The following is a 14,573-nucleotide window of genomic DNA, read 5'->3' as shown; positions in this document are numbered from 1 at the left end:
TGGTACGGATGTGGTGCCTTGCTCGTGATCAGGGCCGGGGTCTTCTGGCCCGGAGAAGCGGGGTTGCGGGGTGGGCGCGGACAGCTCACTCACGCCTTGCACGCTCTCAAATCTCACAGACGCCCCTATGACAGAAGGCCGGTGGATACCGGTCGGACCAGGTTGAAGACCTCGCGGGCGGCATATCGCTTGAGACATCGGATGATCTCACGACGGGTCTTGCCCTCCCGGGTGCGGCGTTCGTAGTACTCCTGGGTGCGGGGGTCGAAGCGCAGCCGGGTGAACACGATGCGGTGCAGGGCGGCATTCGCCTGTCGGTCGCCACCGTGGTTGAGCCGGCGCGAGCTGCGGCGGCCCGAGGAGTATTCGATGGGGCTGACTCCGCACAGGGCGGCGAAGGAGGCCTCAGTGCTCAGCCGCTCGGGATTGTCTCCCATCGCGATCAGCAGGGTGACGGCGCTGTCCGGGCCGATGCCCACCGGTGTGAGCAGCTGCGGGGCGTGGCGTTCGACGAGCCGGGTCAGGCGCAGATTCAGCTCATCGATCTGCCGGGTGTGCTGCTCGATGCGCTGGGCGAGCAGGCTCAGTGTGATGCGGGTGGCTTGGGGCACGGTGTCCTCGTCGTCCCCGTCGCTCGGGCTGAGGCGTGTACAGGTGCGGAACAGCTCGCGGTTGCCCAGGCCGGACAGTCGTTCCCGCAGGGACGGGTCAGCGATGACCAAGACGGCCTTGAGCTGGTTGATCGCCTGGGTGCGGGCCTTGACCGCGGAGTCCTTGGCGAGTTTGAACATCCGGGCGCTCTGCACCGGACCGTCGCCGGTCTTGGCCCGTGCCTTGGCGCGACCGCTGAGCACGGCCCGCGCAGCGGCGTGCGCGTCGAGCGGATCCGACTTACCGCGCAGGCGGCGGGCCGTGCGGTCGGGCCGGTTCACTTCGTACACCTCGACGTGCTGCGTCAGCAGGTAGCGGGACAGGCCCGCTCCGAAGGTGCCGGTGCCCTCCACGCCGGCCCGGCGCACCGTTCCCAACTTGCCGGCCCAGGCGAGCAGCCGCCGGTATCCGACCGCCGTGGCCGGAAAGGACTTCGTGCCCAGGATCTGGCCCAGTGGGCAGACCACTGCGGCGACATGAACCTCGCCATGCGTGTCCACCCCCAGGACCACCTCCCCCAGGGCGGGAGGATCTGTACTGGTCGCCGAGGTCTTGCGTTTTCTGGAAGTCATGGTGATTCGCCTCCCGCGTGGTGACGTGCTGGGTGGCTGGCACCTGCCCGGTTGGGCGGTCTGAACTGTGATGGCGCCTGATCGATGGCAAGGCCCCTATGGGGACACGCCCTGTGGCTCGGTGACAGCGGCACCATTCCGCAACGGCAGTCGACATGCCCGTGACGAGACACTTCGGTCACATATCTCATGAGTCAGACCCCCGTCCAGAACGGTGCCGCACCACCGTCCCACTGCCCCGGCACAACCGCATGACCCGACCACTCCCGAGAGGCTTCGTCCGAACCAGCGCTCAACGTGGCCTCGACGGACTGACGATGAGTCGACTCCCCGTTCACTCATGACCGACAATGACAGTCAAGCACCGTAGCCACAGGGCGAGTTCCTCACTCGCTCCCCCAACTCCTCCAAGGAGTGGATGCCGCCCCAGGCTGGGCACCAGCCCGCGTCGAAGGCGGGCGCGAGGCGCCCACAGCTACGCCGAGCAAGTCAGCCAGCGTCTCGATCACCAAGAAGTGTTCGGTGCCGTTCACACCCCGGCCGCCGGCCACGACCATCGGGCTGCGCCAACCCGCTGTAGGAAATGGGCAGTTCCCACACTGCGACTGCCGCCGGCGCCTTCTCCACGGGCACAGAGTTCGGCTTGACCGTGATGACCCGGGACACCCCCATCGGTCGGCTTCGTGTTCGCGCAGCGCCGGGTAGATCTCGCTGACGAGGCCGTCCCAGAGTGTGGCCGAGGGCGCGGATGCCGTGCTCGGCACAGCGGCTGGTGTGCGCCCACAGGTCGTTGAGAACGCAGCCAGTGCTGCTCGCTGGCGGCCGACCGCCGCCCCGTCGGCGCGATGCGATGCGGACGGACCACTCGCCGGAAGAGTCCGTTGGACACACGGACGCCCCTATGACAGAAGGCCGGTGGATACCGGTCGGACCAGGTTGAAGGCCTCGCGGGCGGCGTAGCGTTTCAGGCATCGGAGGATCTCGCGTCGCGTGTTGCCCTCCTTGGCGCGGCGTTCGTAGCAGTCCTGGGTGCGTGGGTCGAAGCGGAGGCGAGTCTGCACGATCCGGTGCAGAGCGGCGTTGGCCTGCCGGTCACCTTCGCGGTTGAGGCGACGGTACTACCGAGTGCCCGAGGAGCGTTCTACTGGGCTGCCCCCGCACGGCACAGCGAAGGACGCCTCACTGCCCAGACGCTCCGGGTTGTCCCCCATCGTGATCAGCAGAGTGACGGCCGTGTCCGGGCCGATGCCCATCACAGTGAGCAGCTGCGGGGCGTAGCGTTCCGCAAGCACGCGCGTGCCCGCCCGCTCAGCACCGCCCGGGCTGTGTTCTGGGCATCGAGCGGTTCCGATTTGACGCGCTGACGGCGGTCGGTCCGGTCGGGCCGGTTCAAGTCGGCCGCCCCAGCTGGATGTCGGCGGCGGACAGGAGATTGAGCCGATCTCGGCGATATCCCCGGTGCGCGTCCCACTGGGCGCGGTGACTACCAGCGTGCAGGCCGTCTGGACGATCCGGGCGCGCTTGCGAAGTGCGTCCATGTTGCGGGGGTGGGTCATCCCATCGCCCCGGTTCAGGACGTTCCCGCGACACTGGTGTCGGCGCCGGATCGCGCCAAACACCGTCACTTGGCGAGGACATTGCACAGTGCCGAAAGCGGGAAGCCGGCGGGCGGCGACGGGCCGATTTCGGAGGTGTCCGGGCGTCGGAGATGTGTCGGGATTTCTCCTGCGGTCTTGAACGGGCCGCGGCCGTCGCTCCATTATCTGTCCCGTCACCCAGGTCGGCCACGTTGTCATGCCCGGAGTCGCCGTGTCGAGGCGGCTGTCCGGGCTGTTTTCCATGGGGCGACTGCGAATCAGTGGTACAGAATGGAAAAAGGAGCGCGTATGAATTGCGACCTCATGGTGGGAGCCAATGCCGACGTCGTGAACGCGACATCCAAGGAGGTCTACGGACAGCTCTATCCGCAGTACTTCACCGGCTCCCAGCCCTTCGACGTGGAGCAGGTCACCTTCACGGTCTCCTGGGACGTCAAGAAGGCCCCGGTCTTCGACCTGACCCCGCCGGCGCAGTCCGAGGCCGCCTTACGGGCCCGCCTCACCGAGGGGCCGGCCGCGGGCGGGATGGCCGAGGGTGAGCTGGCCGAGCACGTCGCCGCCCTGCGCGACTCGCTGGACGGGAGCACCTTCCAGGTGCGGCTGAACCTGGTTCACGTGAAGGTCGACTCCGGGGGCGGGAACCCGGTGGAGGAAGAGATCGCGGTGGCCCTCCAGGTCCAGGCCGTAACCTCGCAATCGGGCCTGTTCAGCCTCAACCCCCTCGGTGCCACCGCCGATGCCCCGAGCAAGGTCGACAAGATCTTCCTGGACAAGGTGGTGCTCCCCAACGTCCTGGACCAGTCCCGGAAGGTCCTGTCGGGCATCACCTTGCCCGCCCCGCAGATCCCGGGCCTGTCCCTGTCGACGCCCGTCCCCGTCATCCAGCCGCAGCGGGCTGTGGCCGCCCTGAACCTGGCCGAGCACGGCATCCCCAAGCCCCCCTTCCCCGACAGCTGGCCCGAGAGCCCCTTCTTCGCCGTGCTCGGGCGGGACGCGGTCGAGCAGATCGCGCAGATGGCGACCGCGTACCTGGAGGGGAAGACCTTCCATGCCGGTGATCACAAGGAATTCCTGGGCAGCAGCGGGTACTACAAGGCGGACATCGCCATTCACCACGTCCGGTGCGAGGTGGTGTGGGACGACGTGCCGACCGTACGCGTCCACACCTCCGTCTCGGGGAGCGGCAGCGCCGGCATCAACTGGGTCTGGGGCGGGTCGACCGACGCGTTCTTCGACCTCCACCTGGAACCGGACCCCACCGTCACGCTGACCCTGGCGATGTCGGGGACGATGCTCAAGGCCACGGCCATAGAGGTGAGTTCCTTCGGTCTGAAGCTCGTGCCCACGCGCGGCGACATCGTCAGTGCGATCGTCTCGTGGGTGGTCGACGCCCTGTCCTCGACATTCGGCGGCATCGTCGGGAGTGCGCTGCGCGGCGTCGAGTTCCCGGTGGGCAACTTCCCGGCCATCCCCGTCGATGTCGAGCCCGTCCACCTCGACGTGACGCCGACGGACCTGACCCTCGCGCGCTTCGGTGACGCACTCGCGCTCCAGGGCACGGTGACCGTCACCAAGCGGTAGGAGTCCGCGAAGCCGGTGCCGGGCCCAGGGCTTCCCGCCTCGCGCCCGGCACCGGAACGCGTGTCCGTACGCGGAGACCGGACGCGTTCCGGCCTGGGTCGTGTTTCCGTCCGGCTGCCCCTCCGGCACCGGCTGAATTTCGGCAGTTTTCCGCCGCAGCACCATCTGTTCGGCTTTGCGCTGCGCATGTGCGGCATCGAATTCGGCACCAACGGCAATACCGGAGGGGCTTTTTTTTGTTCGCTCTGGTGACCGACTTGGACAATGGCCGGGAACCGATTGTTTCTCCGTCCGCACAGCCCTTTAGATCAAGTACCGTGATCGAAACGCCATATGACCTCGCACTCGGAATCCATGCCGACGCACTCAACTCGGGTATCAAAAACCTGCACAGTCAGCACCGTGCGGTGTTCCAGGGCAGTTACGGCCCCGAGACCATCGGAGGTGTCGAGTACACCTTCGCCTGGGACTTCCTCGAGCCGCCCGGGCTCACCCTGCGGAAGCCGGACGCCGATCTCTGGAACAAGATGATCAAGGCGCAAGGCGTCACGGACCTGCCCGACTCGGGAGTCCTACAGATCCACGTCCCGCAGTTACAGGTGAACGGCACGATCGCCGGCGACGCCCTGCCCCAGGGCGTCAGCGAGGTCAAAGCCGCGGTCCAGGCCAAGGTCGACGGCGGCGGCATCAGCGTCGTCCCGCTCGGCGTGTGGCTGTCCGAGATCCCGGACGCGTACACGAGGATCATGGTCGAGAAGGTGATCGTGCCGAACGTCCTCGACCAGGCGAAACACCTGGTGAACGGGGTGAAGTTGCCCGCCCAGGACCTCTTCGGCCAGCAGGTCGCCCTCACCCCCGTCCTCCTGGACGTCACCGGGACCCACCTGGTCCTCACGGCGACCGCGAGCCCGAGCCGGTCCACGGCCTTCACCCCCACCGCCGGTACGGCCGCGGACTGGCCGTCGGACAAGCAGGTCTTCCTCCTCGTCGGCCGGGACCTCCTGGCCCGGCTGCTGCAAGGCGCCCTCGACCAGTGGCGGGACACGAAGCTGGCCGACGACGACAGGACCCTGACCGGCGTCGCCTCGGTCTGGTGGAAAGCCACGTTCCGCAAGGCCGACAACGTGAAGGTCGACGAGAGCGACCCGACCACGGTCTCGGCCGACTTCGACATCCCCTGGTCCGTGGGGCTGGACCTGTTCCCCATCGCCCCAGGCAAGGGGTGCGCACTGTTCAAGGCGTCCCAGGAGTCGTAGGCCCGCACCGTCGTCCCGCACCCGTCCCCTGCGACCCAGGAGGTCCGCCCCGTGGATCCGCTGCTCGACTTCGAGGTCGTCCTCGACCCGACCGAACCCAACGTCACCCTGAAGGCCACCGGCCTGACGGACACGGCCCTCTCCGCGACCCTGAAGAAGATCGTCCTCAACTCGCTCTGGCTGTACCCCAAGTCCGATGCCGCCAAGCTGGCCGCCGCGCCCGCCAATCTGCTGGCCGCCGCGGCCCCGGCCGTCCTGAAGGACGCGCTGGAGGGCAAGAAGAGCGTCGACATCCCCCTCGACAAGCCGCTGGGCACCGACATCACCGTCCAGGGCCAGACCGTGTCCGTCAAGCTGACGTCGCCGGAACTGGGCTCCCACGACGGGATGCTCATGGTCAGCGGCACGTTCGTCGTCTCCTGAACGGTCTCCGCACCGCCCGGCGGGGCAAGCCCCGGCCGCACCGCCCTCTCATGTCCGATCGACCACCGCAGGAGACCCGTTGAGCACGCCACAGCCCCCGCACGGCGACGCCCGGCCCGGCCGCGAGGCCGAGACGCTCCACCTCGCCGACACGCCCGGCTACCCCCTCGCCCGCAACGTGGAGATGCCCGGCACCCTCAACTACCCCACCGGATCGCTGAGCTTCCGCCTCGGCGCGCTCCGGTTACGCGCCGAGGGGCAGCCGGAGGCCCTCTCCGAGGAGACCCGCGGCGACACCCGCCGTATCACCCACCGCATCCCGGCACTCATCCTCACCGGCCGCTACGCCCTCGACACCCGGCCCGACGAGATCCGGGAAATCGACACCGCCGGGAACCTCCGCCCGCTCTCGGAGGAAGAACGTCAGCCCACGCTCCCCGCCGGAGCCCGCGCCGCGACCCCCGGCCACCCGGACGACGAGACCATCCGCAAGTGGACCGACCGCGCCGACGCCCACCGCACCAAGCTGATGAAGACCGAGAACGGCCGCAAGGTCCTCATCCAGTACGGCACCCACAACGAGAGCTACTACGACATCTTCAACGGCAGCTCCTCGGTGTCCTCCGCCCTGCGCAAGAAGTGGGCTGAGAAGGGCGTCACCCAGCGCATGTCGCAGCACACCTACGACGCAACGGATCCGGAAACGGCCGATGGCGCCCGCCCGTCCACCAACGACCAGCAGCAGGTCAACAACTGGCAGGACCCGCAAGAGGGCGTCACGTACAACGGGCACGCCTGGCAGCAGCGGACCACGGTGCAAACCGCGCTCACCACCGAAGCCGCCCGGATCAAGCGGAAGGATCCCGCGAAGGCCGAGCGTCTGGCGGCTGCGGCCACGGCCGCCGAGAGCTTCTCCAAGTCCGTCCAGCAGACCGGCAACGACGGCTCGCAGACCACACCGATGACTCAGGGCAACGTCTACACGACCATCGACCAGCACTCGGGCGAACCGCCGGCGGTCTCCCACGGGGAAATGGCCCGCTACAACGGACTCGCCATGTTCACCGACGGGGAGGTCCAGGCACCCCGGGCGGAAGCGCAATACCAGCCGGAGGAGCAGGAGGACTGGATCGCGCTGTCCGACGAGGACCGCGCCATCGTCCACGAAATCGGCGCCGCCGCCTACCACGAGGAGGCGCAGCAAGGGCCGCGGGCCACCGACACCCTGCACACCGGCGACTGCGCGGCGCGGCTGGAGGACGTCCGCATCACCACCCGCCTCACGCCGGACGGCGCACCTGCGGACGTCACGGTCGAGCTGCCGGACCTCGCTCTGAGCATCGACGACGAGGAGTGGCAGGGCAGCGCCGCCGACGTGGCCCGCGAACGCCTCGCCGCCATGCGGTTCGTGCACACGCTGCTGCAGGACGCCATCGCCGAGACCGTCCGCCACGCCGCCCTCACCGGCATCGCCGGCTACGCCCTCCCGCAGGACGGGCGGTCCTGACCCGTGCTCATCCTCGACACCAACTCCCCCGCCGAGAACGTCCTCGGCGGGGTGTGGACGAACCTTCTCGCCGACGACGAGCCGCGCTTCGAGGCGTTCCTGGAGCAGGCGCTGGCCCCGCAGCAGGAGTACCTCACCGACGGCGAGCGGGCCCTGTACCAGCACGGCAAGCGGCTGCGCCCGGCCGTCCTGCTGCTGGCCGCCCGCATGGTGCACGGCCCCGCGCCGCTTCCCGACAAGGTGCTCCAGGGCGCCGTCTCTCTGGAGATGCTGCACGTGGCGACGCTGATCCACGACGACATCGTGGACGGCGCCGCCCTGCGCCGCGGTCTGCCGTCGGTCAACGCCGCGCGGGGCACCGAGGCCGCGGTGCTCGTCGGCGACCTACAGTTCGTCCAGGCCATCCGCGGCTTCGTGGGAACGATCGACCGGGACAGCGACATGGGCCTGGTCGAGCTCGTCCTCGACACCGCGTTCCAGATCGGCTGCGGTGAGCTCGACGAGCTGCGCACGGACCTCTCGCAGGACCCGGAGCTGCTGGCCAGGACCTACTGGCGCACCGCCGACCGCAAGACCGCCGCCCTGTTCGGGCTCGCGGCCGAGGCCGGGGTGACGCTGGCTGACGGGCGCAGCGGCGACGCCCGCCGGGCCGGGTTCTACGGCCGCCGGCTCGGGCGCGCCCTACAGGTCATGGACGACCTGTTCGACCTCGCCCAGGACGAGTCCGGCTCCGGCAAGCCACGCGGCATGGACCTGCTGCGCCGTCGCGCCTCGCTGCCTCTGATCTACGCCATGCAGGAGTGGGGTCCCGACCACACGGTCAGCCGCATCATGCGCGGCGAGGCCACCGATCCCGCCGCCCTGGAGCGCACGCTCGCCGAGGTCCGCGGCGGCACCGGCTTCTCGCGCGCGTACACCGACGCCCGCGGCCAGGCGCTGGAGGCCGTCGAGCTGCTGCGCCCGTTCCCGGCCGGACGGTACCGCTACGCCCTGGAGGACCTGGCCCTGCACGTCGTGGACCGCGGGGTCTGAGCAGCACGGCGGCCCGTCCCGGTCCAGTACACCGAGCCCCTGAAGGAGAGGTCCGTGGCCACCGAGCTGGTCGACTTCATCTACGCCACCATGTACAAGCGCATCAACAACCCGGACAGCCCTTACTGGTTGCCCACCGTCCTCAAGGACGTCCGCACGGCCGACGGCCACACGCTGAATCCCCTGGCCGTCGACCGATGGGACATCGGGCAGCTCGACGGCACCGAGGGGAAGACGATCGGCGACACCATCGGTTCCGCGTGGTGGATCTTCGTGGGCGCCGCCTTCGACGACGCGAAGGACCGCGGCGTACCCGATCTCCCGGACAACCTCGACGCCTTCACCAGCCAGCGCGACGCCGACCGCCCCTACCCCTCGCTGTCCTTGACCACCCTCACCGTGGACGGGCTGCCGAACGCCTCGGTCGGGGAGCTGCAACACCTCACCCCCATCGACAGCGGCTACCGGGGCACGGTCCGGGTCACCACCGCGGCGTACGGCACACACGGGTGGAAGAAGCAGATCACCATCCAGGGCACGTACAGCCTGGTGCAGCACGTCATGGTGGTCGACGACCCCGGGGGCGGGGGCGGGGGCGCAGGAGACCTGAAGCCGCCCACGAAGGTCGTGGTCAAGGGCCTGGAGGGGGTGGAGTGGCCGCGCCAGGAGATCGAGGGCCACGGCCAGTTCACCGTGACGGCCGAGAACCTCGCCTTCGACGTCGTCCTCGGTGCCGAGACCACCGGCACCGGCGCGGACCGCACCCCGCGGCTGACCGTCGAGTCGATCACCGTCGCGGCGCAGCCGACGTTCCACCTCGACGAGAAGTCCCTGACCATCGAGGGCAGCACGATCGACGAGAACACCCTCAGAGCCTGGAAGCAGGCCGCGGCCGACGCCTTCAACAGCCCCGACGCCGGCCAGGCCCTCACCGCGAAGCTTGTCGACACCCTGGCCCAGCCCTCCTTCCACGACCAGTTCTCCACCACGGTCACCGCCCAGCTGGCCAAGGCGCTCGACGGGGTGCTCGGGGCGGTGCCGGCAGGCACCCTCCCGTCGGACGACAGCGGCTTCCCGAGGAAGTACGGACCGCTGGAGATCTACCTCTTCGACCGGCTGCGGGCCTCCGTGAACGAGACCGGTTCCGGCTTCTACCCCCCGTCCGTCGTCCTCGGGGCGACCGGCCCGGTGCTCGAACCGTACGGCGTCGGGGACATCGAGCTCGGCTCGTACAAGATCGGCGTCGCGACAGCCGACCTCAGCTTCAAGAGCGGCACGATCAAAGGCATTTCCAACGTCCTGATCCCTGTCAAGGACGCCGCCCTCACCGACGTGGGCATCGGGGCGACCCTGAGGTTCGGCCGGCTCCCCGGCGACGCGAAGGTGCCCGCGCCCCCGCTCACCCTCACCGGCACGGTCGTCGTCTCCTTCCCCGACACTCGCGGCAGCGCCGCGGGCGACGACGACACGATCCAGGGTGACCTCAGCGTCACCATCGACCAGCCCTCGGCGAGCGCCGGCCTGTCCGTCACCGGCCGCGACGCCGACGAGCTCACCATCGGCCTGGACTCGCTCACCCTCGCCCTCGCCACGAAGGACCTTCAGGTCACGATCCACCTCAAGGAGCCCAGCCCCTTGGAGAAGGTCATCCAGCAGGTGCTGAACAAGGACGAGATCAAGCAGAAGATCATCAACGGTGTGCAGGACGCGGCGGATGCGCACCGTGCCGACATCGCCAAGGAACTGACCGACAACGCCCGCGCGGTCATCCACACCAAGCTCGAGGGCTGAACTCATCCATGACGATCGAAGAACTCCGGGCCCTGATCACCCGGCACACTCAGGACAGCACCCTCACGCTCCCCGCCGCCGACCTCGGAACCGGGCCCGCCGTCGCACTCATCGGCACCTGGCTCGACGGCACGTTCACCGTCACCGACCCGCAGCGCGAGGACCGCGAGGACAGCGTGATCGTGCACGGCACGCTCACCGTCACCAGCCTCGGCCTCACCGACCAGCCGGTCCACGGGATCGCCTTCGGCCTCGACCCCGTCGACCACGAACCCACCCTCTACGTCCCGCTCGTCCTGCCCACGGACTGGACCTTCGCCACCTCCTTCCCTGCCACCGACGGCACCGATCTGGCCACCCTCGCCTACCCCACACCACCCGCGCTGCTGCTGACCTCGGTGGCCCGGCCCGCCCGCGACGGGTACCCGGCACTGGACCCCGGCCTCACCTTCCACGCCCCCGAAGTCACCGACCCCGGGCAACTCGGCGCCCTCGCCGCGCTGCTCCGGCCCCGGCCCGGAACCCTGTCGCTGACCGGACCGGTTGTACGGCGTCCCGTCAAGGGCCCGGACAGCGAGGTCCGCACCGACATCGCCCTGCGCTCGACGCCCCAGCCGAACGGGGAGTTCTCCGCCTCCTTCTCCCTGTGGGCCGGATCGCGCGGAGAGGGGGCGAACAGCTCCCCGGTCACGTACGGTCTGCGGCTGGCCGCGGACCTGGTTCTGGGGCAGGGGGCCGGGACGACGATCAGCACCCCGCTGCCTTCCGGCGGCGGTGCGCTCATCCTCAGCGCCGACCGGCTGCCCGGGCAGCTCGCCCCGGGCGACCTCGCTGCGTGGAAGGGCACCGGCCCCGCGGTCCACCAGCTCGTCGACCAGGAGGGCTTCGCGCTCGGCGACTCGGTCCGCCTCACCGGGATCACCGCCACCATCGACCCCGCAGCGTTCGGCAAGGGCGGGCTGCCGGCAGCACTGACCCAGGTCACCGCGACCGTCGAGACCATGCCCGGCACCACCTGGCCGATCGTGGGCGACGACCTCGCCCTGACCGGCGTCGGCGCCACCCTGACCGTGACGGCACCGCTTCAGAAGTCCCGCGCGGCGAAGGTCACCGGCCACGGCGACTTCACCGTCGCCGGCGACGTCCGTCTCCACGCAACGGCGGAGATCCCGCCCGGCACGTTCCGCCTCACCCTCGACGAGAGCACTCCCGCCGAACTGCGCGACGTACTCCGCCACTTCCTGCCGCACGCCGAGCTCACCGGCGCCCCCGAGCTGAAGCTGAAGAAGTTCTCCGGCACAGCTACGCCCAAGAAGGGCGCGTACGAGGTCGACGCGTCCGTCACCTCCGAGTGGCACATCGATGTCGGCGCCGCCCGTATCGGCCTCACAGAAGCCGGACTGAAGCTGGCACGCACCGGCAACGAGGGCACCGGCGGTGACCTCGTGCAGCAGCCGGAAGGCGCAGCCGGTGCCGGGAACGGCGGCTCGCGGACCACCGGCACGCTGTCGGCCAAGGCCGAGCTCGGCCCCGCAGAGGGCGGCGACGGCAACGGCTCCGTCATGAAGTTCGCCGCCGAATGGACGCTCCGCGGTGCCTTCGAGCTCGATGGGGCCTTCCCCGACGTCGACCTGACCGCACTCCTGAAGTCCCTTGCCTGCCAGGCCGATGTGCCCCTGCCCGACGGCCTGCCGCAGGTCCGCCTCCTCCACCCGGCCGTGACCGTACGCCTGGGGAGCGCGCTGTCGGGGCAGCCGACCGCCGGGAAGAGCTACGAACTGGCGGTCAGCACCACGGCGACATTCGACGGGGCTCAGCTGACGTTCTTCGGCAAGGCCGCCAAGAAGGCGGAGGGAGGCACCCTCTTCGCCGCCGCGTTATGGCAGCAGGACTGGGTGTGGTCGCCGGGCAAGGTCTCGGACTGGGCACCGGCGCTCGGCTTCCTCGACGGCATCACCTTCGCCAAGTCCGGGCTTGCCGTCAGCTCGGCCGACGGGGTCACCGTCGATGCCGGGGCCAACCCGCCGGACACCCTCCCCGCCACGCTGGACAAGGGCCTCACGTTCTTCACCGAACTGGGGCTGACCGGTCCGCTGGCGCCCTTGAACGAGCTGTTCAAGGACGCCGACGGCATCCATCTGACGGCCCGTCTCACCACCCCGGTCCAGGATTCCGAGTTCACCGCGTCCATCGCCGAGCAGAAGACCAAGGACGGCTTCGGCGGCCTCACCCTCGCGTTCCGCCCGGCGAAGCGGGAAGTGTCCCTCCAGACCTCCTGGATCTTCACCGTCCCGGCCGTCGGGTCCGCCCCCGCGACCCAGCTCCAGTTCGTCGCGGGAGGCGCTCTCAAGGGCACCGAGTTCCACCTCTTCCTGGTGCTCAAGCCCGCCGCTGGCGCCGAGGCGGAAGAGACCGCCGGACGGCCCGCGCCGCACCAACTGGCCTACGCCCTCCGGGCCCCCGGACACACCCTGCTCACCGCCGACCCGGTACCCGGCGCCGACGGCCGCCTCCTCCACGACGCCACGCCCCACCAGGCGAGCGAGACCACCGTCAACCTGGTGCGCGACACCGCGAGCCGCCTCGCCGGGCTCTCCGGCCCGCCCCCGTCCGACGACCGCCCCACGTGGAGGAACGCCTTCGGCGTCGAGGGCTTCGACGTCCACTACTTCTACCTGCAGATCGGTTACGGGCCGGAAACCGGCCTCACCCTGGGCGCGGGCGGTTCGGTGGTCATCGGCGAGGCCACCCTGGACCTCGACATCGAGGGCGGGTTCAAACCGGAGCCCTTCGTCACCGTCTTCCGCTTCGACCTGGGGACCGTCCAAAAGGACAAGGGCATCTCGATCTGGGACATGCTCACCGTCCTTGCCAACCCGCCGGACTGGCTCGCCTTCCTGAAGCAGATCGTGCTCCACAAGCTGGCGATCTGCGTGGTCACCGCGCCCGGCGCCTGGACCAACCCGGTGACCCACGAGGAATGGAAGCAGGGCTTCTACGCCAAGGGCGACATCGACTTCTTCGGCAACAACTGGCGCTTCGAGGTCAACGTCAGCGACGACGGCCTCTACGCGTACAGCAACATCGCCCAACCGCTGAAGCTGGCCGACGTCTTCACCCTCTCTGACGCGAGCGGAACCAAGGGTCCCCAATACCTCCTCGACACCCGGGGCATCCGGAACGGGCAGCTCCCGGCGAAGATCTTCTACCTCTCCGGCCGGCTCGACCTCCTCGGGCTCTCACGGGTCGCGATCGAGGCCGAGCTCGGCAACGCGGGCTTCGCCTTCACCGTGGCCGCGGATCTGCTGGACATCCTCCACAGCGACCTGAGCTGCACGCTCAACAGCACCGGGCTGCGGGCATCGGCCCACGTCAAGCTGGACTTCGACGTCGACATTCCGCGAGGCGTGGTGCTCGGTGGCCTCCCGATTCCGGCCGGAAAGCTGGTCGGTATCCATGCCGGGGGAGGCTTTGACCTCACCATCGACGGTAACGGGGTCAACCTGCACCTGACGGCGAGTTGCGACGCCTACCTGCTCGACGTGCACCTGGTCCAGTTCCACTTTGACCAGCACTTCACGATCGGCCAGTGGGGCGACATCGTCTCCTGGCTCCAGAACCACCCGGAGGAGCTCTTCGAATCCCTGGGCGAGGGGATCTGGGATGCGCTCAAGGACTGCGCCACGACGACGGCCGCACAGCTCACCTGACATGCCCCCGCGGTGCGTGCCGCCTCCCGCCCGCCCGGTACGAGCCACTGTGCCGGGCGGATTCCCCCCCGTCAGGTGACTGAACGGCCTACCAACGGCTTGCAGGGGGCGGACGGTGAGGATCTGCTGTGCGTGTCCGACGGTTCCGGTCAGGTCGTGCAGGAAGGGGGCAGAGCCCAAGCCCCTCGCACAACGAACCCCGCCGGAGCCACTTCAGCCGACGGGGGTTCCTCACCCCTCACCTGCTATCACAAGCGTCTCACCAACGGTGTGGACGCATCCGGACCACACGGATCTGACCTGCGAAAACACTCCTGATCTAGACCACCTGGACGGCACAAGACGCTTCCGACAACCTGTGCCAGGTGGTCCCGAGAGCGGCGCCCAGGACGAGTACGGGGGCGTCGTCGGGGCCGTCGATCCGGTGCTGCAGGGTCTTCTCACTCACCCGG

General features: G+C 69.3%; 9 protein-coding genes and 2 pseudogenes. 7 read left to right on the top strand and 4 right to left on the bottom strand.

Annotation, left to right across the window (positions count from 1 at the left end):
* Window positions 1-125: 125 nt before the first annotated feature.
* The 3 genes and pseudogenes from AB0G84_RS35985 to AB0G84_RS35975 form a co-directional block, all read right to left on the bottom strand.
* Window positions 126-1,223, bottom strand: coding sequence for an IS110 family transposase (locus tag AB0G84_RS35985; protein ID WP_361330856.1), 1,098 nt, complete (start codon window positions 1,221-1,223; stop codon window positions 126-128).
* A 432-nt stretch (window positions 1,224-1,655) separates the two neighbouring features.
* A pseudogene (locus AB0G84_RS35980) lies at window positions 1,656-1,910 on the bottom strand (FAD-binding protein); the annotation flags it as partial.
* 431 nt (window positions 1,911-2,341) lie between these two features.
* Window positions 2,342-2,434, bottom strand: coding sequence for a hypothetical protein (locus AB0G84_RS35975; RefSeq protein ID WP_361330859.1), 93 nt, complete (start codon window positions 2,432-2,434; stop codon window positions 2,342-2,344).
* Between the two features lie 675 nt (window positions 2,435-3,109).
* On the opposite strand from AB0G84_RS35975, the gene AB0G84_RS35970 reads away from it, so the two are divergent.
* From AB0G84_RS35970 to AB0G84_RS35940, 7 genes are all read left to right on the top strand, one after another.
* The gene (locus tag AB0G84_RS35970) at window positions 3,110-4,402 is read left to right on the top strand and encodes a hypothetical protein (RefSeq protein WP_361330853.1); all 1,293 of its coding nucleotides are present in this window, start codon (window positions 3,110-3,112) and stop codon (window positions 4,400-4,402) included.
* 317 nt (window positions 4,403-4,719) lie between these two features.
* A complete protein-coding gene (locus AB0G84_RS35965) occupies window positions 4,720-5,658 on the top strand; it encodes a hypothetical protein (RefSeq protein ID WP_361330850.1) in 939 nt (312 codons plus the stop codon).
* A gap of 51 nt (window positions 5,659-5,709) precedes the next feature.
* A complete protein-coding gene (locus AB0G84_RS35960) occupies window positions 5,710-6,081 on the top strand; it encodes a hypothetical protein (protein ID WP_361330847.1) in 372 nt (123 codons plus the stop codon).
* A gap of 79 nt (window positions 6,082-6,160) precedes the next feature.
* Window positions 6,161-7,588, top strand: coding sequence for a hypothetical protein (locus AB0G84_RS35955; RefSeq protein WP_361330844.1), 1,428 nt, complete (start codon window positions 6,161-6,163; stop codon window positions 7,586-7,588).
* A gap of 3 nt (window positions 7,589-7,591) precedes the next feature.
* The gene (locus AB0G84_RS35950; protein WP_361330841.1) at window positions 7,592-8,620 is read left to right on the top strand and encodes a polyprenyl synthetase family protein; all 1,029 of its coding nucleotides are present in this window, start codon (window positions 7,592-7,594) and stop codon (window positions 8,618-8,620) included.
* 54 nt (window positions 8,621-8,674) lie between these two features.
* Window positions 8,675-10,411, top strand: coding sequence for a hypothetical protein (locus AB0G84_RS35945; protein ID WP_361330838.1), 1,737 nt, complete (start codon window positions 8,675-8,677; stop codon window positions 10,409-10,411).
* An 8-nt stretch (window positions 10,412-10,419) separates the two neighbouring features.
* Window positions 10,420-14,121: a hypothetical protein gene (locus tag AB0G84_RS35940; protein ID WP_361330835.1), complete on the top strand. Its 3,702-nt coding sequence runs from the start codon at window positions 10,420-10,422 to the stop codon at window positions 14,119-14,121.
* 358 nt (window positions 14,122-14,479) lie between these two features.
* Here the strand turns inward: AB0G84_RS35940 and AB0G84_RS35935 are convergent.
* A pseudogene (locus AB0G84_RS35935) lies at window positions 14,480-14,569 on the bottom strand (3-oxoadipate enol-lactone hydrolase); the annotation flags it as partial.
* Window positions 14,570-14,573 lie beyond the last annotated feature (4 nt).

It is taken from the genome of Streptomyces sp. NPDC020742 (assembly GCF_040641675.1).
In the GTDB taxonomy this organism is placed as follows: domain Bacteria; phylum Actinomycetota; class Actinomycetes; order Streptomycetales; family Streptomycetaceae; genus Streptomyces.
Note: the sequence above shows the minus strand (reverse complement) of the source record. Positions and strands in the feature narration are given on the sequence as shown.

Coding starts and splice junctions, on each gene's coding strand:
- AB0G84_RS35970 (WP_361330853.1), top strand. CDS start 3,110: ATGAATTGCGACCTCATGGTGGGAGCCAATGCCGACGTCGTGAACGCG.
- AB0G84_RS35940 (WP_361330835.1), top strand. CDS start 10,420: ATGACGATCGAAGAACTCCGGGCCCTGATCACCCGGCACACTCAGGAC.
- AB0G84_RS35975 (WP_361330859.1), bottom strand. CDS start 2,434: ATGGGGGACAACCCGGAGCGTCTGGGCAGTGAGGCGTCCTTCGCTGTG.
- AB0G84_RS35985 (WP_361330856.1), bottom strand. CDS start 1,223: ATGACTTCCAGAAAACGCAAGACCTCGGCGACCAGTACAGATCCTCCC.